18 protein-coding genes and 1 pseudogene are annotated in these 20,145 nt (G+C 37.2%); 17 read left to right on the top strand and 2 right to left on the bottom strand.

The features are described from left to right. Positions 1-86: 86 nt before the first annotated feature. From WMO14_RS09420 to WMO14_RS09440, 5 genes are all read left to right on the top strand, one after another. A complete protein-coding gene (locus WMO14_RS09420; RefSeq protein ID WP_090140705.1) occupies positions 87-1,067 on the top strand; it encodes a D-isomer specific 2-hydroxyacid dehydrogenase family protein in 981 nt (326 codons plus the stop codon). A 279-nt stretch (positions 1,068-1,346) separates the two neighbouring features. Next, positions 1,347-2,336 (top strand): Gfo/Idh/MocA family protein, encoded by a 990-nt coding sequence (locus WMO14_RS09425; protein WP_022501683.1) that lies wholly within the window; start codon positions 1,347-1,349, stop codon positions 2,334-2,336. Between the two features lie 5 nt (positions 2,337-2,341). Beyond that, the gene (locus WMO14_RS09430; protein ID WP_055306504.1) at positions 2,342-3,277 is read left to right on the top strand and encodes a DUF4268 domain-containing protein; all 936 of its coding nucleotides are present in this window, start codon (positions 2,342-2,344) and stop codon (positions 3,275-3,277) included. A 246-nt stretch (positions 3,278-3,523) separates the two neighbouring features. Next, entirely contained in the window at positions 3,524-4,024 is a 501-nt protein-coding gene (locus WMO14_RS09435; RefSeq protein ID WP_318255876.1) for a hypothetical protein, read from the top strand. A 405-nt stretch (positions 4,025-4,429) separates the two neighbouring features. Further along, complete coding sequence (locus WMO14_RS09440) at positions 4,430-4,558, top strand: helix-turn-helix transcriptional regulator (RefSeq protein WP_055175224.1); 129 nt, start codon at positions 4,430-4,432, stop codon at positions 4,556-4,558. Between the two features lie 582 nt (positions 4,559-5,140). On the opposite strand, the gene WMO14_RS09445 is transcribed toward WMO14_RS09440, so the two are convergent. After that, on the bottom strand, positions 5,141-5,875 hold the full coding sequence (locus WMO14_RS09445) for a transposase (protein WP_349153730.1): 735 nt from the start codon (positions 5,873-5,875) through the stop codon (positions 5,141-5,143). A gap of 2 nt (positions 5,876-5,877) precedes the next feature. On the opposite strand from WMO14_RS09445, the pseudogene WMO14_RS09450 reads away from it, so the two are divergent. The 12 genes and pseudogenes from WMO14_RS09450 to ftsH form a co-directional block, all read left to right on the top strand. Next, a pseudogene (locus WMO14_RS09450) lies at positions 5,878-6,012 on the top strand (linear amide C-N hydrolase); the annotation flags it as partial. 38 nt (positions 6,013-6,050) lie between these two features. Further along, positions 6,051-6,731 carry a GTP pyrophosphokinase gene (locus WMO14_RS09455; RefSeq protein WP_012740929.1) on the top strand — a complete coding sequence of 227 codons (681 nt, stop codon included), beginning with the start codon at positions 6,051-6,053 and terminating at the stop codon, positions 6,729-6,731. A gap of 35 nt (positions 6,732-6,766) precedes the next feature. Further along, positions 6,767-8,326, top strand: coding sequence for a cardiolipin synthase (cls, locus tag WMO14_RS09460; protein WP_055306506.1), 1,560 nt, complete (start codon positions 6,767-6,769; stop codon positions 8,324-8,326). Between the two features lie 248 nt (positions 8,327-8,574). After that, on the top strand, positions 8,575-9,939 hold the full coding sequence (locus tag WMO14_RS09465; RefSeq protein WP_349153731.1) for a citrate/2-methylcitrate synthase: 1,365 nt from the start codon (positions 8,575-8,577) through the stop codon (positions 9,937-9,939). A gap of 1 nt (position 9,940) precedes the next feature. Next, positions 9,941-10,366, top strand: a complete 426-nt coding sequence (locus WMO14_RS09470) for a MarR family winged helix-turn-helix transcriptional regulator (RefSeq protein WP_006858455.1) — start codon at positions 9,941-9,943, stop codon at positions 10,364-10,366. A gap of 175 nt (positions 10,367-10,541) precedes the next feature. Continuing rightward, on the top strand, positions 10,542-11,975 hold the full coding sequence (locus WMO14_RS09475) for a phospholipase D family protein (RefSeq protein WP_116443689.1): 1,434 nt from the start codon (positions 10,542-10,544) through the stop codon (positions 11,973-11,975). After that, positions 11,954-12,664, top strand: coding sequence for a response regulator transcription factor (locus WMO14_RS09480; RefSeq protein WP_003693048.1), 711 nt, complete (start codon positions 11,954-11,956; stop codon positions 12,662-12,664). The genes WMO14_RS09475 and WMO14_RS09480 overlap by 22 nt, the downstream gene beginning before the upstream one ends. Continuing rightward, positions 12,664-13,707: a HAMP domain-containing sensor histidine kinase gene (locus WMO14_RS09485; protein ID WP_349153732.1), complete on the top strand. Its 1,044-nt coding sequence runs from the start codon at positions 12,664-12,666 to the stop codon at positions 13,705-13,707. Before WMO14_RS09480 ends, WMO14_RS09485 begins: the two co-directional genes overlap by 1 nt. A gap of 31 nt (positions 13,708-13,738) precedes the next feature. Then, positions 13,739-14,803 carry an FUSC family protein gene (locus tag WMO14_RS09490; protein ID WP_349153733.1) on the top strand — a complete coding sequence of 355 codons (1,065 nt, stop codon included), beginning with the start codon at positions 13,739-13,741 and terminating at the stop codon, positions 14,801-14,803. Then, positions 14,793-15,365, top strand: coding sequence for a CDP-alcohol phosphatidyltransferase family protein (locus WMO14_RS09495; protein WP_090140689.1), 573 nt, complete (start codon positions 14,793-14,795; stop codon positions 15,363-15,365). The genes WMO14_RS09490 and WMO14_RS09495 overlap by 11 nt, the downstream gene beginning before the upstream one ends. 363 nt (positions 15,366-15,728) lie before the next feature. Then, positions 15,729-16,718, top strand: coding sequence for a choloylglycine hydrolase (gene bsh / locus WMO14_RS09500; protein WP_349153734.1), 990 nt, complete (start codon positions 15,729-15,731; stop codon positions 16,716-16,718). A gap of 50 nt (positions 16,719-16,768) precedes the next feature. Continuing rightward, a complete protein-coding gene (gene ftsH / locus WMO14_RS09505; RefSeq protein WP_090140685.1) occupies positions 16,769-18,583 on the top strand; it encodes an ATP-dependent zinc metalloprotease FtsH in 1,815 nt (604 codons plus the stop codon). Between the two features lie 229 nt (positions 18,584-18,812). On the opposite strand, the gene WMO14_RS09510 is transcribed toward ftsH, so the two are convergent. Continuing rightward, positions 18,813-20,108 (bottom strand): tyrosine-type recombinase/integrase, encoded by a 1,296-nt coding sequence (locus tag WMO14_RS09510; RefSeq protein WP_118266101.1) that lies wholly within the window; start codon positions 20,106-20,108, stop codon positions 18,813-18,815. Between the last annotated feature and the right edge of the window lie 37 nt (positions 20,109-20,145).

The following is a 20,145-nucleotide window of genomic DNA, read 5'->3' on the forward strand; positions in this document are numbered from 1 at the left end:
CACAGATTCGATATGCGTAAAAACACGCAGAAATGGAGATTAGTGTGAAAAATAGGATTTTTCACACGCAAGAATGGGAGATTATTATGAAAATATTTTTTTATGCCCTTAGGGAATATGATGAGAAGAAATATGTTGAGAAATTCGCAGAGCAGTATTCATTTGAGTATGGTTTTACATCAGATTATCCTTCAATGGATAATGTAGAACTGGCTGAAGGCTATGATGCAATATCAATAATAACCAATCCCATGTACCCGGAAATACTTAATGCATTTCATAAGAAGGGAGTTAAGTACATATCAACAAGAAGCATAGGTTATGAGCATATTGATATTAAGTATGCACATTCAATAGGTATGAGAGCAGCCCACGTAGTGTATTCACCAAATAGTGTTGCGAATTATGCGATTATGCTTATGCTTATGGCCTGTCGCAATATGCCTTGGATAATGAAAAAAGCGGATTGTCAGGACTACTCATTAAAGGGAAAAGTCGGAAAAGAATTATCAACATCAACAGTTGGAATAATAGGAACGGGTAATATAGGTAAGACGGTGGTTAAGCATTTATCTGGCTTTGGATGCCGTATATTAGCATATTCATGTTATGAGGATGAAGAAGTGAAAAAGTATGCAGAGTATGTAAGCTTTGATGAACTTCTTACGAATTCAGATATTATAACATTACACGTTCCTGGAAATGCTGAAAATACACATCTTATTGATGAGGCAGCATTTAAGAAAATGAAGGATGGAGTAATAATAGTCAATACAGCCAGAGGCCTTATAGTGGATACACAGGCACTTATAGCTGCATTAAAGAGTGGAAAGGTAGGATTTGCCGCACTTGATACTTTTGAGGGAGAGGCAGGCTTATACTATCTTAATAAGGAAACTGAAAAGCTTGATAATGACAATATGGCAGTTTTAAAGAGCTTTCCTAATGTAATACTCTCACCTCATATGGCATTCTATACAGAGCAGGCGGTGTCCGATATGGTTGAGAATTCAATAAAGGGAATACTAGGTTTGGAAAATGGTGACAATAGTCTGGAGGTTATGTAGTTTTAACAGCCGGATGTGATAAGGGTAAAAATGAATTCCTGAAATTTTGTTTTTGGCATAGTAAGCCCTCCTTATAAAAATAATAAAAAGTTTCATATAAACACAAAAATGTCGCCTATCCGTCTGACAATGGATAAGCGACATTTTATGTCATATTTATTTTATCAAGTATTGGGAATTTGACTTGCTATTTTGTGTTGGTGTATGTAGTAAAATAGTGTATAATTATTAACAAGATATGAATGTGAAATGCAATTATGTTATTAGGAGGAAAATGATATGAAGTGGGGAATTCTGGCTACAGGTAATATTGCAAAAAAATTTGCATCAACTATAAATCAGATGAGTAATGAAAATGAACAGCTTGCAGCAGTAGGCTCACGGAACATGGATAGTGCAAAAGCTTTTGCCAGGGAGTATGATATTCCACGATATTATGATTCTTATGAAGCATTAGTAAATGATCCGGATGTTGAGGCTGTTTATGTAGCAACACCGAATAGCTTGCATTATGAGAATTGCAGACTTTGTCTTGAGCATGGTAAGCATGTACTTTGTGAAAAGCCATTTACAATAAATGAGAAACAGGCACAGGAGCTGTACAGGTTGGCAAAGGATAAGCATCTTTTTATTATGGAGGGATTATGGATATGGTTTCTGCCATTGTATAATCGTCTGCGTAATATCCTGCTTCAGGGAACAATAGGAGAAATTAAACATATTTCCTGTCAGTATGGATTTGTTGCAACGGGTGCCAGAAAAGAGCGTAAATTTAACTCTGCACTTGGTGGAGGTGCTCTGTTGGATATAGGAATTTACAATCTGGGATTTTTGCGTATTGTTACAGGGTGTGATCCGCAGAATGTAGAAACCACAAAAGTACATATTAATGAGAATGGAACAGATGATTACAGTTGTCTCAAACTGACATATAATGATGGATGTATTGCAGAATCAGTCCAGACAATAGGACAGGAATTGAAACGTAATGCCAGAATTGAGGGAACAAAGGGAAGTATATATTTGCCGGATTTCCAACATGCAAAGACCTTGATACTTGAGGTGGAGGGTAAAGAACCGGAAACAATCGAGTGCCCGGTTGATATAAATGGATTTGAATATGAGATTCGTGAAGCAGGCAGATGCATAGCATCAGGAAATAGTGCCAGTGCTATTTATACACCGGAAGATAGTATTGCACTTACAAGGCTGATGTATGATATCCGTATGAGCTGGAATATGATATTTGATGGTGAGATACAGGCATAAAAACCATGGCAATTGCTAAAATGGGAAAACTTGTTGAAGTTGATATAAGAAAGCTCTGGGAGCATGAGCAGTATGATTTTTCTAAATGGCTTTCAGATAAAGAAAATCTGGAACTACTTAATGATGCCATTGGGCTTTCATTAACAGAGGTTGAGACAGAAGTATATGTCGGTGCTTACAGATGTGACTTGGTGGGAAAAGATGAGGTTACTGGTGAAAAGGTTATTATTGAAAACCAGCTGGAAGCTTCAAACCATGACCATTTGGGGAAAATTATTACATATGCGTCAGGACTTGATGCCAATGTAATTGTATGGATTGTAAAGGAAGCGAGAGAAGAACACAGAAGTGCTGTAGAATGGCTTAATAATAATACATCTACAAATATTAACTTCTTTCTTATTGAGGTTCATGCATACAAAATTGGCGATTCTAATCCGGCTCCTATGTTTGAGGTAGTCGAAAAGCCTAACGGCTTTATTAAAAATGCCAAAAATCAGTCGGGTTCTTCGGATCTTAATAAATCGCAGTCTGAAAGACTTGAATTCTGGACGCAGTTTAATGATGTTATAGTGGAGCGGGGAAAGCCATTTAAGATTAGAAAGGCTTCTACGGATCACTGGTATGATATTGCCATTGGAACTAGTGTTGGACATGTTGCTCTTAATCTGGTAAATAAAGAAGGCTGTGTTGTTGTTGAATTGTACATAAATGATGATAAGGAATTATATGATTCTCTGGAATCGCAAAAGGAAGAAATAGAAGCAAAGCTTAATCTTCCATTGGAGTGGCGCAGACTGGATGATAAGAAGGCTTCAAGAATAATGCATAAGATTTATGGACTTAATTTTGATGATCATTCAAATTATGGTGAATTAATGAATGAGATGATAGACAAGGCGGTTAAGTTTATAAGTGTATTTAAAAAATATATGAAATAAAAAAGAAAATGAGTGTCAGCCGTTTGGATTTGAAAAGGATCAAATGGCTGATTTTTTATGTCAGGAGGTTTCTATTTGAATTACTGTTATTATTTTTTATGTTAATATGAAAATAGGAAGAGCAGAACTTGAAATGACATTAATTGACAAATTACGACAAAAAAGAAAAAAATATTTGTTTATGTGGTATAATATTTCAGAAGCAATAATGTATAAACTAAACGGATAGGAAACGGGGGCTATTTTTTGAGAATACTGTTTTGTAACATTGCATGGATGGATTATTATAAGGGAATTGTTCCGGGAAAAGATGAGCCAAAAAACGGAGGTTCATATGTAAAGGATACGAAAGATGCACATGAAAAGTATAATTTTAAGCCGGAACTCTTAAAACTAAAGGGATTCCCGGAAGGTGAGTATTGTCTTGGATTTGTGGAGACGAAAAGTACAAGTGCAGGAAAAAGGAACCAGCTAAATATTGAAAAGATAGAGAGCTGCAGTGATCTTAAAAATGATACAGAAGTTGATGATGTGCGGGTTGTGTACTGCGCATTATATCCGGACTCTTTTGATGAGGAAATAATTAATGCAAAGAAGAATATAATTATTAAAATTCAGGAAGCATTTTTAACTAGCGGGATATCTGATGAATTATTTAAGGTGAAAGATGTACCCTTACATGAGATAGGATTTAGTGTCAGAGTCGAGAATGCACTCAGGCGTTCCGGAATAAATTCGTTAAAATAATTGGTTCTCTGTTCCAGATGTGATTTATTGAGGGTAAGAAATTTAGGGAAAAAAGGAAGGGCAGAGCTTGAAGCACTTCTTTTGGATAAGTATGGGGTTACTTTAAGAGAAGGATTAAAAATTTAGTGCTTAAAAAGACATGATAACAGTTCTTATACTATAAAGGCAGTATATGTATGGGAAAATCGGTATTGACCGAGCTCTTTGAGCGAGGGATACTTCTTGTCCGAAGGGCAAGAAGGTGTAACTGAGAATACTTAGATCAATCGAAGTTTTTAGGGCTAAAGCCAATATAAATAATACTAGACAGGTTTGTCCAATAGCGTAAATACAGCATTTTCTCGCTTTGTGTCGTGTTATGTTTAGTAGAATAATATTACTCTGTCAATGAAAGGAGGAAACAGTATGGATCAGAAAAAGATTGGACGTTTCTTAAAAGAACTTAGGAAAGAAAAGGTTATTACACAGGAACAGCTTGCCGAAAAGATAAAAGTTTCAGGCCGAACGGTTTCTAGATGGGAAACAGGTGTTTGAGTTATAATAGGACCAAGTTAGATGAAACCCAGTAAAATCAAGGGGTTATGCCTAATTTAGTCCTTATTTTTATACCAATTTAGCGGTAGATAAGGCAGCGCTGTTATATCAAAACCGAAAATCCAAGTCAGTATCACAGATGTCCGCAATCAGTCTGAGAGTGAATCTGTGTGCTTAGATTAGGTACAATTTTATATTAAAACATTTAGTGAGGACTAAATTAGCACTTGAGATGGAATATTCCATCAGCTGGTTTGGTCCTCTATTTATTTGAGAGGAGTGGTCGAATGGGCAAAGTGTTAATTTGGTTCGTAATCATTATTAGTACAGTGGTTCTCTACTGTCTTATGAAAGTTAAGGCAGAGAGTGATGAACTGTATTTAGATAAGGTTTTTTATGATGAAAACAGTATATCATATGCGTTCATGCATTGAAAATACTGTTCAGTTAAGAAATGCTGTATTTTTTTGGTGCACTAATGCGTAGAAAGCAGGTGTATGATGAGTTCAAATCATTTTTTTGTGTATGACAAAAAGACAGATTGCATATCTGCCTCATAATGCAGTATAATGGTAACGAGATTTATGCAACCCGATACATGAAATCCCTATTTCTCTTTGGACGGAGGGGGATAGGATATTTTCGATTGTACCTGACAGGTGTCAGATACTTTTGTATGAGAAGCATGGTCTCTGTTTCGTTACCACCGTGTTTGAGATACGCCCTGCATATGTTTACTGCGATGGCGAAATTAATTTTATAGATGTGTTTGGTATTTTTAGATTTTTTTACCATAGCGTGAGAAGTCACTAATTCACAGAAATTATACAGAATCATATGGGCATTGATTTCCTGAAGGATTCCATCATATTTGCTGCTGTGCCAGTTGATCAGACCGATGGTGTATTTGAGTTCACGGAAGCTTGTTTCCTCGCTCCAGCGCATCCGGTAAAGTTTATTGATTTCTTCCAGAGGAAGTTCTTCTGAAAGATTGGTGGCAATACAGATATAGGTTCCATTATCAAGGCGAACACGTACAATACGGAATTCAATATCGTAATACATGCAGTTTTTATCAAGAAAATCAAAATCGGTAGAAGGCTGAAGTATGGTAAAGGTGTTAGGATTCCACAGTGTTTCTTTCGTATGGCGTCTGGTAAGTGTTGTCCTTATATGAGTATCAAATTCGCTGTCAGGCAAATCATAAGAGGAAAGGATACCATTACTGTTGATATCCTTCATGCGGATAACGAAATACATTCCCTTCCGGATCAGGTGTGCAAAGGTATTAAAACTTTCGTAACCACTGTCTGCCATAAGGATGGTATTATTACAATACTTACGAAAAACATCAGATCAGTGCAGTAGATATGCATATAGAAAATCTGGATAGTGATAAAATGATTTGTTATCCAGTAATTCAAGGAGAACGAATCAACTATCAAAATAAATAATGTTTTGAAATCAGGGATGAGGTAGAAAGGAAAGTTCCATGACAAAAGATGAAGTAAAAAAACTCAGGATGAACAGTCCGGAATCACTACAGTTTTTAAATAATGCTACAAAATTTTATAATTTAATGATGATGTATCGTTGTGCTATTCGGGAGATACAAACTAAACTTGAGGTTTTGGATGATGAATTTTCAGTTGAGAACAATCGAAATCCTATTTCTTTTATAAAAACAAGAATTAAGCAGCCCAATAGTATTTACGATAAACTGCAGAAGATGGGATATGAATTTACAACAGAAAATATACAGACATATCTCAATGATGTAGCAGGCGTTAGAATAGTTTGTGCGTTTATTGACGATATTTATATGATATCAGATTTGATTACCCAACAGGATGATATTAAAGTTATTGAAATAAAAGATTATATAAAAAATCCAAAATCGAATGGTTATCGAAGCTATCATATGATTGTTGAAATACCAGTATTTTTTGCTAAGGGTAAAACACCTATGCGTGTAGAATTACAGATTCGAACCAATGGTATGGATTTCTGGGCAACATTGGAACATCAACTTCGCTATAAAAAAGGAATTGAAGAAATGCCTGGCTATGATGAGATAAGTGAAGAATTACTTCATTCTGCAAGAGCTATCATTGAAGCAGATAATGAAATGCAGAGAATAAAAGACAAAATTGGTATGTTCTACGAAATTTAGGGAGAAAACTGAGCAAGTAGGAAGGTGGAATATATATGAAACAAGATACTTTAGAGGGCAAAGCAAAAACAAAAAATGGGGTAAAACGGCTGTGTTTTTCCATAATCTGCATTCTTCTGGAAGTGATTTTTATTATTACTATCGTAACACGCTTGAATGAATATGCAGAAATCATAAATTTATTTACAAGGATTTTGAGTGGGATCTTGGTTTTGGGATTGTACGCATCAAATAAGACATCCTCTATGAAAATGCCTTGGGTCATCTTAATTCTAATTTTCCCAATTATGGGTGTAGGCCTGTATTTGCTGATTGGTTTGAATGGTGGCACACATAAAATGCGTGAGCGATATGCAGAAATTGATAGCAAATTGTTACCAATGCTTCCGGACAGTCAGGAGTGTTTGAGCAGAATAAAAGAAACAATTCCGAAAGCAGGAAATATAGCAAGTTACATACAAAGAAATTCGCAGTATCCAATCTATCAGAATACGGATATTGTGTATTTTGATGAAGCAGTGAAAGGATTAGAGGCACAGCTTAAGGATTTGGAGAAAGCACAGAAGTTTATCTTTATGGAATATCATGCGATAGAAGACGCTGAAGCATGGCATAAGATTCAAGATGTTCTGGAAGAGCGAGTAAAAGCAGGTGTGGAAGTTAGAGTACTCTACGATGATATGGGTTCTATAGGCTTTATTAACACAGATTTTGTGAAAAAGATGGAGGCAATAGGAATTCATTGCCGTGTATTCAATCCGTTTATGCCAGGTTTAAATCTGTTTTTGAACAATCGTGATCATAGAAAAATAACAGTTATTGATGGAAAAGTCGGATTTACAGGTGGATATAATCTAGCAAACGAATATTTTAATTACACACACCCGTATGGACAGTGGAAAGATACAGGTATTCGTTTAGAAGGAGATGCTGTTCAGTCGCTTACGGTGACATTTTTGGAAATGTGGAATGCAGTAAGTGCTAAGGATGCTAATGATCCTGATTTTAGTAAATACCTTTTCCACTATGATTATGCGGCACAGCAAACTGGGTTTGTTCAACCTTATGCAGACAGCCCTGTGGATAATGAACAGGTAGGAGAAGAAGTTTATATCAGTATGATAAATAAAGCTGAAAAATATTGTTGGTTTATGACTCCGTATCTAATCATAACAGATGAAATGACGCATGCGTTATGTCTGGCTGCTAAGCGAGGGGTAGACGTAAGAATTATCACACCTGGTATCCCTGATAAAAAATTCATTTATAATATAACTCGTTCTTTTTATCATGGATTAGTTAAACATGGTGTTCGTGTTTATGAGTGGACTCCTGGTTTCTGTCATGCAAAAATGAGTGTGGCAGATGACTGTATGGCAACTTGTGGAACAATTAATCTGGATTATCGAAGTTTATATCACCATTTTGAAAACGGCTGTTTTATGGCAGATTGTCAGGCAGTTGTGGATATAAAAAATGATCTGATAAGAACGATGGGAGAATGTCGTGATGTGACAGACCAATATCAAACCGGACGAAGTGCATATTTGCGACTGGGACAATTATTTATGAGATTATTTGCTGGATTGCTATAAGAATCTGATGAAACGACCTTTCAAAAAACAGTTGATTTAGAAGTTAACTGTTTTTGAAAGGCCGTTTTTGCTATATCTAACAGTCTGTTGTACAAAGAAGATTTTGCATGGATGAAAAAACAAACCTTGTTGAGGTTAAATTGAGTTTTCCATTGTATTGTATTGCTAATGAATAAGAATAAGAACAGACAATGCTGAATGCTCTGGAAACAAGAATATCTGAGTATAGTATGTAAGTTCGTAACAGAATGAAAGGAGCGATTCAAATGAGCAATTTGGAAAATTATATGAAACGGCAAGCAATTTTTTGTGAACAAAATGATAGCATTAGTAAGAATCTGTATTCAGAGTATGGTGTAAAAAGAGGCTTACGAGATGAAAAAGGCCAAGGTGTGTTGACGGGGCTTACAAATATTTCTGATATAAAAGCTTTTGAATATCATGATGGAGTAAAGAGTCCATGTGATGGCGAGTTATCTTATCGTGGTTATAATATAAAAGATTTAGTAACAGGAAGTAAAGGAAAAAGGTTTGTCTTTGAAGAAGGAGCATATCTTCTTTTATTCGGAGAATTGCCAACTGATACACAGTTAATGGAATTTCAGGGAAGACTATCTGATTGTATGGAACTACCGACTAACTTTACCAGAGATGTCATTATGAAAGCACCTACATCAGATATTATGGGTTCTATGACTCGAAGTATTCTTACATTGGGCTCTTACGATAAGGAGAAAGAAAGTCTTGAAATTCCGAATGTGCTAAGGCAGAGTATGCAGTTGATCGCAGTATTTCCTATGTTAGCAGTATATGCATACCATGCTTATTGTCATTATGAAAAAAACGAAAGTATGTATATTCATAGACCTGAAAAAGATTTATCTATTGCTGAAAATTTCCTGCGCCTATTAAGACCAGATACAAAATTCACAGAACTGGAAGCAAGAGTACTGGATATAGCATTATTGTTACATATGGAACATGGTGGTGGTAACAATTCTACATTCACTACACGGGTAGTAACATCTTCAGGTTCAGATACTTATTCTGTTATTTCAGCAGCAATGTCATCCTTAAAAGGAAAAAAACATGGCGGTGCAAATCTGATGGTAATGAATATGATGGATGATATTAAAAGTCATGTGAAAGATTATGAAGACGAAGAGGAAATTGCATCATATCTGAGTAAGATTTTGAAGAAAGAGGCGTTTGATCAGAAAGGACTTATTTATGGAATGGGACATGCTGTATATTCTATTTCCGATCCGAGAGAAATGGTGTTCAAAGGCTTTGTAGAACAACTCGCAAGGGATAAAGGACGTGAGAAAGATATGACCCTTTATAACAATATTGAGAAGATTGCACCTAAGTTGATTGCAAAGCAGCGTCAGATATTCAAAGGAGTAAGTCCTAATATAGATTTCTATAGTGGTTTTGTGTATGACATGTTGAATATTCCAAGAGAATTGTACACGCCATTATTTGCGATAGCAAGAATTGCTGGTTGGAGTGCACATCGCCTGGAAGAATTGATAACTACAGATAAGATCATTCGCCCGGCATATAAGAGTCTAGTCAGCAAAAAAGAATATATAGAAAGAGAGGAACGATAATATGGGAGCAGGAACCAGTGCAGAGGAGTTTTTTTTAAAGAGCATCAATGTTGAAAGCATATTTGAATTTGTCGAAAGAACAGATTATTTGTTCCTTTATAGTATAAAGGAATGTGTTGAAAAATCAGACTGTCATGAAGGAGTATATCTTTCAGAAGTGGCAGAATACATGAAATTATCGATTCCAGAAACATCTAAGATGGTAAAAAGTCTTGAAAATAAAGGATATATTATCTGGAAATTAGATGAGAAAAAAGAAAGAACGTACCTTGTTTTGACGAACAAGGCAATTGAATTAAGTAATTGTCAGAAAGAAAAAATGATAGAAGCTTATGAAAAAATCATATCGAATATACAAGAAGATGACCTGGCAGTTACACGGTGTACATTGAGAAAAATCCGACAGCTTATGGAAGAAATAAAATAGTGATTAATACAACGGAGTAAGAAAAGCTCCTTCATATATTAGAATAAAAATATGACTGTTTCTTTAAAAAGAAGCCTGTCATATTTTTTTATGAAAAATAAATTTTGTTGAGGTTAAATTGAGATTGACTTTGTATTGTATAAGTATGAAATAAAAAGGAATCAGGTGATGTACAATGAAAAAGTATACAATATGTAAAATCCTTCTTGTTATACTGGCAATTTTTTTATGTGTGGCTTTTTATGAATTGCTCGGAATCTGCGTTGCATATAAAAAGCAGCCGGAAGTGTCCAATACAACCAAAAAAGAAACAAAAAATGGGTCATGGAACGAATGCAGTGAAAATACAGAACGGGCAGTAATCATAGAAAAGAATCCAGAAGCGCTTTTACAAAGAGTGCGTTTGATCAAGAATGCAAAAAAGGAAATTATTCTTTCTACTTTTGCATTTCAATCCGATGAAAGTGGAAAATTGATTTTAGGAGCACTGCATGATGCGGCAGACAGAGGTGTACATATTCGTCTGTTAGTAGATGGAATGGAGAGCTGGATTGATATGGAAGGAAATCCGTATTTCTATGGATTATCTTCCCATGAGAATGTTGAAATTAAACTGTATAATAAGGCCAATCCGTTGAAACCATGGAAGATGATGGGTAGAATGCATGATAAATATTTGATTGCAGATGGAAAGAGATATATTCTTGGTGGAAGAAATACATACAATTATTTCCTGGGTGATTTTCCGGGACATAAGAACTATGACAGAGACGTGTTAGTGGTTTGCGATGAACCTGAGAAAGAAAATTCAGTTAACCAGTTGTTAGAGTATTTTGAAACGATATGGGAACAAGAAGACAGTGGTTATTTTCATGACAATAAAAAACTGGCAAATAGAAAATCTGTAAAGAACGCAGTTTTAGAGCTGCAGAACGGCTATCAGAAATATTTTGAAGAGAATAAGGAAAGAATCTGCGATACCGATTACACGGACGAAACTTTTGAGACAGAAAAGATTGCATTAGTGTCAAATCCTATTCACACAGGTTCCAAAGAACCAGTGGTGTGGTATCAGTTGGGAGAATTGATGAAAAATGCAAAAAATCGTGTGAAGATCCACACGCCATATATTATCTGTAATGATATGATGTATAATACATGGGAGGAGATTGCAGAGAACGTTTCAGATTTTTCTATCATGACAAATTCAGTTGCGAATAATGGGAATCCATTTGGGGCTGCCGATTATGCGAAAAACAGAAATAGAATCTTAAGTACAGGAATTAATATCTGGGAATATGAAGGCGGTTATTCATACCACGGAAAAAGTATTCTGATTGACGATGATCTGTCTGTAATCGGTTCCTTTAATATGGACATGAGAAGTGCATATCTGGATACGGAACTGATGCTTGTAATTCGCAGTAAAGATATTAATAAACAGTTGGAAGAGGGCATGATGGAATATGAAAGAGTGTCCCGCCAGGTATTGGAAGATGGAACCTATCGTGATCCATATCATGTAGAGCCAATCGAATTAACAAAGAAACGTCAGAGAAAAATATTTTTGGTACAGCATCTGCTTGGATGGGCAAGGTATCTGTTTTAATAAGGAGGAAGGAAAACGTGTTTCAAATATTGATTGTAGAAGATGATAAAGAATTAAGCCAGCTATTCCAAAAAGTGCTTGAGAAGAATGGATATCAAGTCAAAAGTGCATCGGATGGAGCACAGGCATTAGAAGTATTGGATAAGGAATATATTGATCTGATCATTTCTGATATTATGATGCCGGTTATGGATGGCTATGAACTGGTGTCAGAACTTCGCTCAGCAGGATATCAGATACCAGTGCTTATGATCACTGCGAAAGGTTCCTTTGATGATATGCGCCAGGGATTTCTTTCGGGAAGTGACGATTATATGGTAAAACCGGTAAATGTGAATGAAATGGTTTTAAGAGTCGGAGCACTGCTTCGCCGTGCACAGATACTGAATGAACACAAAATTGTGATCGGTTCAACAGAGTTTGATTATGATGCAATGACGGTTACAACTGATAAGGAAAGTCTTGTTTTGCCTAAAAAAGAATTCCTGCTTTTATATAAGCTTGCAGCTTCGCCAGGCAGAACATTTACAAAACAACAGTTGATGGATGAAGTATGGGGATACGAGACGGAGGCAGACCCACATACGATAGAGGTACATATAGGAAGAATCAGAGAGCGTTTTAAAGATAACCCTGATTTTGAAATTGTAACAATGCGTGGAATTGGATACAAGGTGGTGAAAAAATAATGGAACAAAAGAAAGAAAAAGGATTGCGGATCCGATCCTGTCTGACTGGTGCAATCTGGCTGGCACTTGTATTTTCAACAGTTATATCTGCTTTATTATTTGCTTTTTTGAATCATTTTTTTAATCTGCCGGGCAGCATACCTGTGCTTGGCTGGCTTTTGATTTTCAATACATTGATTGCAGGGCTGATCACTTCCTTTATTAATGCAAAGTTACTGGAACCAATTACCAGACTTAGTAAAGCAATGAAGGAAGTTTCTCAGGGAGATTTTGAACAGCATTTGGAAACGAACAGCCGTATAGCAGAAGTTGGAGAATCTTATCAGAGTTTTAATGTGATGACAAAAGAGCTTCGTGCAACAGAGGTGCTGCAGATGGATTTTGTATCTAATGTTTCTCATGAGTTTAAGACCCCGATTAATGCCATTGAAGGGTATACAATGCTTCTTCAGGGAGAAGAACTGTCTCAGGAGCAAGAGGAATATGTAGAAAAAATCCTGTTTAATACCCAAAGGCTTTCCGGATTGGTTGGTAATATTTTGCTGTTATCCAAGTTAGAGAATCAGAACATACCAATGAAAAAAACAGAATATCGTTTGGATGAACAGATCCGTCAGGCATTTCTTTCCCTGGAGACAAAATGGACAGAAAAAGAAATTGGTTTTCAGGTAGAGCTGGAGGAAGTTAAATATACTGGGAATGAAGGACTTTTTATGCATATCTGGATAAATCTTTTGGATAATGCGATTAAGTTCAGCCCATCAAAGGGGACAATTACGATGTTTCTGAAACAAGAACAGGATTCTGTTAAGTTCATTCTGGAAGATGAAGGACCAGGAATAGAGGATGATGTAAAATCCAGAATATTTGACAAGTTCTATCAGGTAGATGGATCTCATAAAGCAGAAGGAAATGGCCTAGGTCTTGCACTTGTAAAACGGATTGTATATAGTGCCGGAGGAACAATCAAAGCAGAAAACCGTGAATATGGTGGATGCAGATTTGTTGTAGAGCTTCCAATACAGAAAGATGAGGCCATATAAGTTTAAGAAAAACAGATAGAGGAGGAATTACATGACATTTTATCAGGAATTGCAGTTAAATCAGGCAGGTTCTAAAAATCTGTTGAAAAAGAGTGAAACAGTGAAAGAAAAATCATATCATATACTGGTATATTTGGTAAAGATAGCTGTTACAATGGCATTTTGTTTTTTATTTGTTACTATTTTCAGTATCTTATTTGGAAATGAGAATAGTATTGTGGGTGTAGTAGTTTTATTATGCCTTATGGTATTTCGGAATGCGGATCTGGGGATCCACACCGGACAATCTACGATGCTTTTGGCTTTGTTCTTTGTAATTATGACTGTATGTCCGCATTTAGCAAATCAGTTTTCACCGGTATTGGGAATGCTGTTAAATATTGCGGCACTGGCTGTGTTGATTCTGTTCGGATGCCATAATCCATTCATGTTTAATCAATCTACATTGGTTCTTGGGTATCTACTGCTATATGGTTATGATGTTACGGGAAAAAGCTATCAGATGCGATTAGTCGGAATGGCTTTAGGTGCAGCACTTACCTGCTTCGTATTTTATCGAAATCATAAAAACAGAACTTATAAAAGAAATCTGAAAGCTCTGATACAAGAATTTGATATCACTTCTTCCAGAACAAAATGGCAGATATGTCAGATTTTATGCGTGCCGATTGTCCTTTGCATTGCAGAACTTTGTAATATGCCACGTGCAATGTGGGCTGGTATTGCAGCCATGTCCGCGATTTTGCCATTTATGGAAGATATGCACTACAGAGTCCGTAAAAGGATTGTCGGAAATATTGCAGGTGTTATATGTTTTACAGTGTTATATTTTCTGCTTCCTTCGTCAATCTATGCATATATAGGAATTCTTGGAGGAATCGGTGTAGGATTTTCAGCACAATATGGCTGGCAGGCAGTATTTAACACATTTGGTGCTTTAGCCATTGCTGCAGAGACTTATGGACTACAAGGAGCGGTTAGTCTTAGAGTGATTCAAAATGTTTTTGGTGTTGTGTTTGCTTTAGCATTTTGTGTTATATTTTATTGGTTTATGTCTAAAAAAAAGGAAAGTGATGTGATCGTACATGCAGAGTGAAGTGAATCAGGAAGAAAATTTGAATAGAATTATTACGGTTCCTAATCTTCTTTCTTTTTTTCGGCTTTGTCTGATTCCGGTAATTATATGGAGTTATTGTGTAAAGAAAAATCCTCTGTTAGCTGGTGAAATCTTATTGCTGTCTGGTCTTACGGATCTTGCTGATGGATATATCGCAAGAAGATTCCATAGGATTAGTAATTTAGGAAAAATACTTGATCCGGTGGCTGATAAGCTGACACAGGCAGCGATGTTAATCTGTCTGTTTACTCGTTTTCCGCATATGCTTCTTTTAATCGTAATAATGGCAGGTAAGGAACTGTATATGGTAGTCAGTGGATGTCTTGTGATACGAAAGACAGGAAAAGTACATGGTGCAGACTGGCATGGAAAGATAGTAACCTTTTTATTATATGGAACTGCAGCGGTTCATATTATATGGTTCCAAATTACACCGATGGTATCAGATCTGTTGATGGGTTTGTGCGCTATAATGATGGTCATATCGGTCGCTCTGTATATTATCCAGAATACCAGGACTCTTAAGGGAGAGACGGTATAAGCAATTTTATATTGCAATGACTAGAAAAATATTTAGGAGAAGATAGATATAAACAGTAAGTCAAACACACAAACTATGGAGTCTTTAGTCGGTTTAATAAAATTTTAGATAGAAAATAAATCATTCAATGTCATTTAGATAAGGTTTTTTATGACAAAAAGACAGATTACTTATCTGCCTTATAATGCAGTATAATGGTAGTCAGACAGTTTTGGATATAAGAGATGATCTTGGAGCAACAATAAATGAATGCAGGAAGTGACCGAAAAGTACCGCACAGGACGGAGTGCATATTTACGGATCGGACAGTTGTTTATGAGATTGTTTGCAGGACTATTATAGCAGAAAGAAGAGGTGTTCGATATGTGTACAGCAGCAACTTACAAAACAAAAGATTTTTATATGGGCAGAACGCTTGATTATGAATTTTCCTATGGGGAACAGATCACGATAACGCCAAGAAATTACGAATTTGATTTCCGGTTTGCCGGGAAGATAAAAAGCCATTATGCTTTGATCGGAATGGCATTTGTTGCAGAAGGTTATCCGCTTTATTATGATGCTGTTAATGAAAAAGGCCTTGGAATGGCAGGTCTTAATTTTGTCGGCAATGCGGCATATGAAGAGGCTTTGCCGGAAGATGAAACAGAAGTCAGCCAGGTGGCACAGTTCGAGTTCATCCCATGGATCCTTACACAGTGTGCTACTGTAGCAGAGGCGAGAGAGAAGCTGGCAGCAATGAGACTGACAGGTACAGCATTCAGTGAACAGCTGCCGACAGCACAGCTTCACTGGATCATTGCAGACAAAGACTCCTGTATCGTTGTTGAGTCTATGAAGGATGGGATGCATGTATATGATAATCCGGTAGGAGTGCTTACCAATAATCCACCATTCCCGAGTCAGATGTTTGCACTGAATAATTATGCCGGAGTATCCAGAAAACAGCCGGAGAGTACTTTTGCAGGAGTATTACAGCTTGATGCATATAGCAGAGGAATGGGTGGAATGGGAATACCTGGAGATCTTTCCAGCCAGTCAAGATTTGTGAAAGTTGCCTTTACAAAATTAAATTCGATCTCCGGTGAAGAAGAGGATGAGAGTGTAAGCCAGTTCTTCCATATCTTAGGATCCGTAGATCAGCAGCGTGGATGCTGTGAGGTGACAGAAGGCAAATATGAGATCACGATATACACGTCCTGTTGTAATACAGCAAAAGGTATTTATTATTATACGACTTATGATAATCATCAGATCACAGCGGTTGACATGCATGCGGAAAATCTGGATTCAGATCAGCTGATCTGTTATCCGCTTCTGTCCAAGGGCGAAGTCAGATGGCAGAATAAATAATACGAAAATGCACGGAGAAAGCATAACGCAGAACAACAGGAGGAAAGACCATGAAAGAAGTTAAAACACCGAAAAAACCACTGGCATATTATTATGGGATTGTGTTAATAGTGCTGATCGTATTTAATCTGGTTGTCACACCAATCCTTATGGAGCATCAGGTAAAGGAAACGGATTATGGAACTTTTATGAGCATGATCGAGAAGAAGAATATCGGTGAAGTAGAAGTTAATGACAATCAGATCATCTTTACAGATAAAGATCAAAAAAATATTTATAAAACAGGTCTGATGAACGATCCGAACCTGACGGACAGGCTATATGAATGTGGAGCAGTATTCGCAAAAGATATCGATAAGCAGATGTCACCGATCATCAGCTTCCTGCTGACCGGGGTTTTGCCATTGATCCTTTTTATCGCACTGGGAAATTATATGGCGAAGAAACTGATGGAGCATGCCGGAGGAAAAAATTCGATGGCTTTTGGAATGGGAAAAAGCAATGCGAAGATTTATGTGCAATCCAGTGAGGGAATCCGTTTTTCAGACGTTGCAGGAGAAGATGAGGCGAAAGAAAACCTTTCAGAGATCGTTGATTATCTTCACAATCCGAAGAAGTATACCGATGTAGGTGCGTCTATGCCAAAAGGTGTCCTTCTTGTAGGACCTCCGGGAACCGGCAAAACAATGCTTGCAAAAGCAGTTGCAGGTGAATCAAATGTACCATTTTTCTCAATGTCCGGATCAGAATTCGTAGAGATGTTTGTCGGTATGGGAGCTTCCAAGGTTCGAGATCTTTTCAGACAGGCAAAGGAAAAGGCACCATGTATCGTGTTTATTGATGAAATTGATGCCATTGGTAAAAAGCGTGACGGACAAATTGGCGGAAATGATGAGAGGGAGCAGACCTTAAATCAGCTTCTTACAGAGATGGATGGATTTGAAGGAAATAATGGTGTCATCATTCTTGCTGCAACGAACCGTCCGGAGTCGTTAGATCCGGCACTTACACGTCCGGGACGTTTTGACAGACGTGTGCCGGTTGAACTGCCGGATCTTGCAGGCCGTGAAGCAATTTTAAAGGTTCATGCAAAGAAGATAAAAGCATCTGATGATGTTGACCTGCATACGATTGCACGTATGGCATCGGGTGCATCAGGTGCGGAGCTTGCCAATATTATAAATGAAGCAGCATTACGTGCTGTCCGTAGTGGAAGGACCGTTGTAAATGAATCTGATCTCGAAGAAAGTATAGAAGTGGTTATTGCAGGATATCAGAAGAAGAATGCGGTACTTTCAGATCAAGAGAAGAAGGTTGTTGCATATCATGAGATCGGACACGCTCTGGTAGCTGCATTACAGAGTCATTCAGCACCGGTCCAGAAGATTACGATCATCCCGCGTACCTCAGGTGCACTCGGCTACACTATGCAGGTTGAGCAGGGTGATAAATATCTGATGACGAAAAAAGAACTTGAGAATAAGATTGCTACATTTACAGGCGGACGTGCAGCAGAGGAGATCGTATTTGGTGAGATCACGACCGGAGCCTCCAATGATATCGAACAGGCAACAAAAATTGCAAGAGCGATGATCACCCGCTACGGCATGACAGATGAATTCGACATGGTGGCAATGGAAAACGTGACCAACCAGTATCTTGGCGGCGATACGTCTCTTTCCTGTTCTGCAGATACACAGAAGGAAATTGATGAAAAAGTCGTGCAGCTCGTAAAAGCAGAGCATGAAAAAGCAAGAAAAATCCTTGCTGAAAACAGGGAAAAACTGGACGAACTGGCTATGTACCTGTATGAGAAGGAAACAATTACAGGTGACGAATTTATGGATATTTTAGACAGAAAATAAAGTAGTTAATTAGATAATCAATGTCATTTAGATAAGAAAAATAGTTAGTAGTTCTGAAAAATGGAATTATTTTATATAAAGGAGCGGACAAATTCAAGTTTGCCGAAATATATTTCTAACTTTCCCTATTTTACAGACATTCCAGCCCATTCATTAGTGAAATGATATGTATTTTCCCTTATTTTTGCCCTTATGAGATAATCGTAAGGGAAATAAGGGAAAGTTTTATTTAGTCGTTGCCTGCCACTTTATCAAGTAACTTTGCGGATTCCCGCTTGGCTTTTCTTGTGGAATGGGCGTAGACATTCATTGTGGTACTGACATCTGAGTGTCCTAACAGTTCCTGTACATCTTTCGGAGCTGCTCCATTTGCCAGAAGGTTGCTTGTGTAGGTGTGTCGCAACTGGTGAAAATGAAATCCTTCAAATCCATCCAGTTTCTGAGCAATCTTCCTGCAAACAATTCCTAACGTGCTTGGCAGTTCCAAACTTCCATTCGGTCTTAAGCAGACAAAGGATATTTCCTTATAATCTTCTGGAACATTCTCTGTTCCGTCCAAATGATAGAACTCATAGTAAACTCTGTTTTTGTCTTTTACTTCTCTGTAGTAGTTTTTGTGGTAAAGTTCTCCGTACTGCATTCGGTTTTTAAGCTGTTCCTTTTGGGCATTACGAAGAATCTCTGCCAGTGTATCTCCAAAATCAACAATCCTTACCTTTTTTCGTTTGGTTGGTCCGATGATATTCTTGTGCCTTGAACCATCATAGCGGATACTGCGTCTGATTGTAAGGCACTGTTCTTCAAGATTTACATCCTGCCATGCCAGACCACAGGCTTCACCGATACGAAGTCCTGCATAATAAGCTATCTGGATTGGAAGTATTGCCGGTGGATTGTAATCCTGTAGAAATTCAATCAGTCTTTCATAATCCTCTCGTGGAATTGGCTGTATATCGCCATCCATGTCATCATCAGAAAACAGGTCAACCTCATCCGTCTGGTATTTCAGCTTAATATACTGCATCGGATTGAAAGTGATATATTGCTTTGGTGATACTGCAAACCGGAATGACTGCTGTAATACTGCCGAGAAAGAACGAATGTAATCTTTGCTATAACCTTTTCTTTCTGAACCATCTGGATAAGTGCCACCAAAGGAAAGCAGATCGAAGAAGGCTTGTAAATGCTCAGATGTTACATTTTTCAACTTTCTCTCTGAAATTGGATGCTTCTTGATGTTGGTAATTGCACCGAGGTAATTCTGGACTGTCCCATTACTGAGAGTACCGGTCTTTAATTCTTCCTCTGCCCATATATCAAGTAATTCTCCAACTGTAATATTTTCCGACTTTGCAATGAATTTTTTGCTTTCGTAATCGTCCATTGCCTGACGGAGCAGTTTTTCCGTTTCACTTTTGCTTTCTGTTCCAGCGTATTCTTTCTGAACTAGATTGCCGCTTGCATCTTCTACATAGAAGCGGTAGTACCATTTCTTTCCTTTTTTTCTTACAGATCCTTTTGCCATAATCGTGTGTCTCCTTTCGATATCAGACAATCGGAAC

Source organism: Lachnospira rogosae (ex Hitch et al. 2025) (genome assembly GCF_040096455.1).
Lineage (GTDB): Bacteria > Bacillota > Clostridia > Lachnospirales > Lachnospiraceae > Lachnospira > Lachnospira rogosae.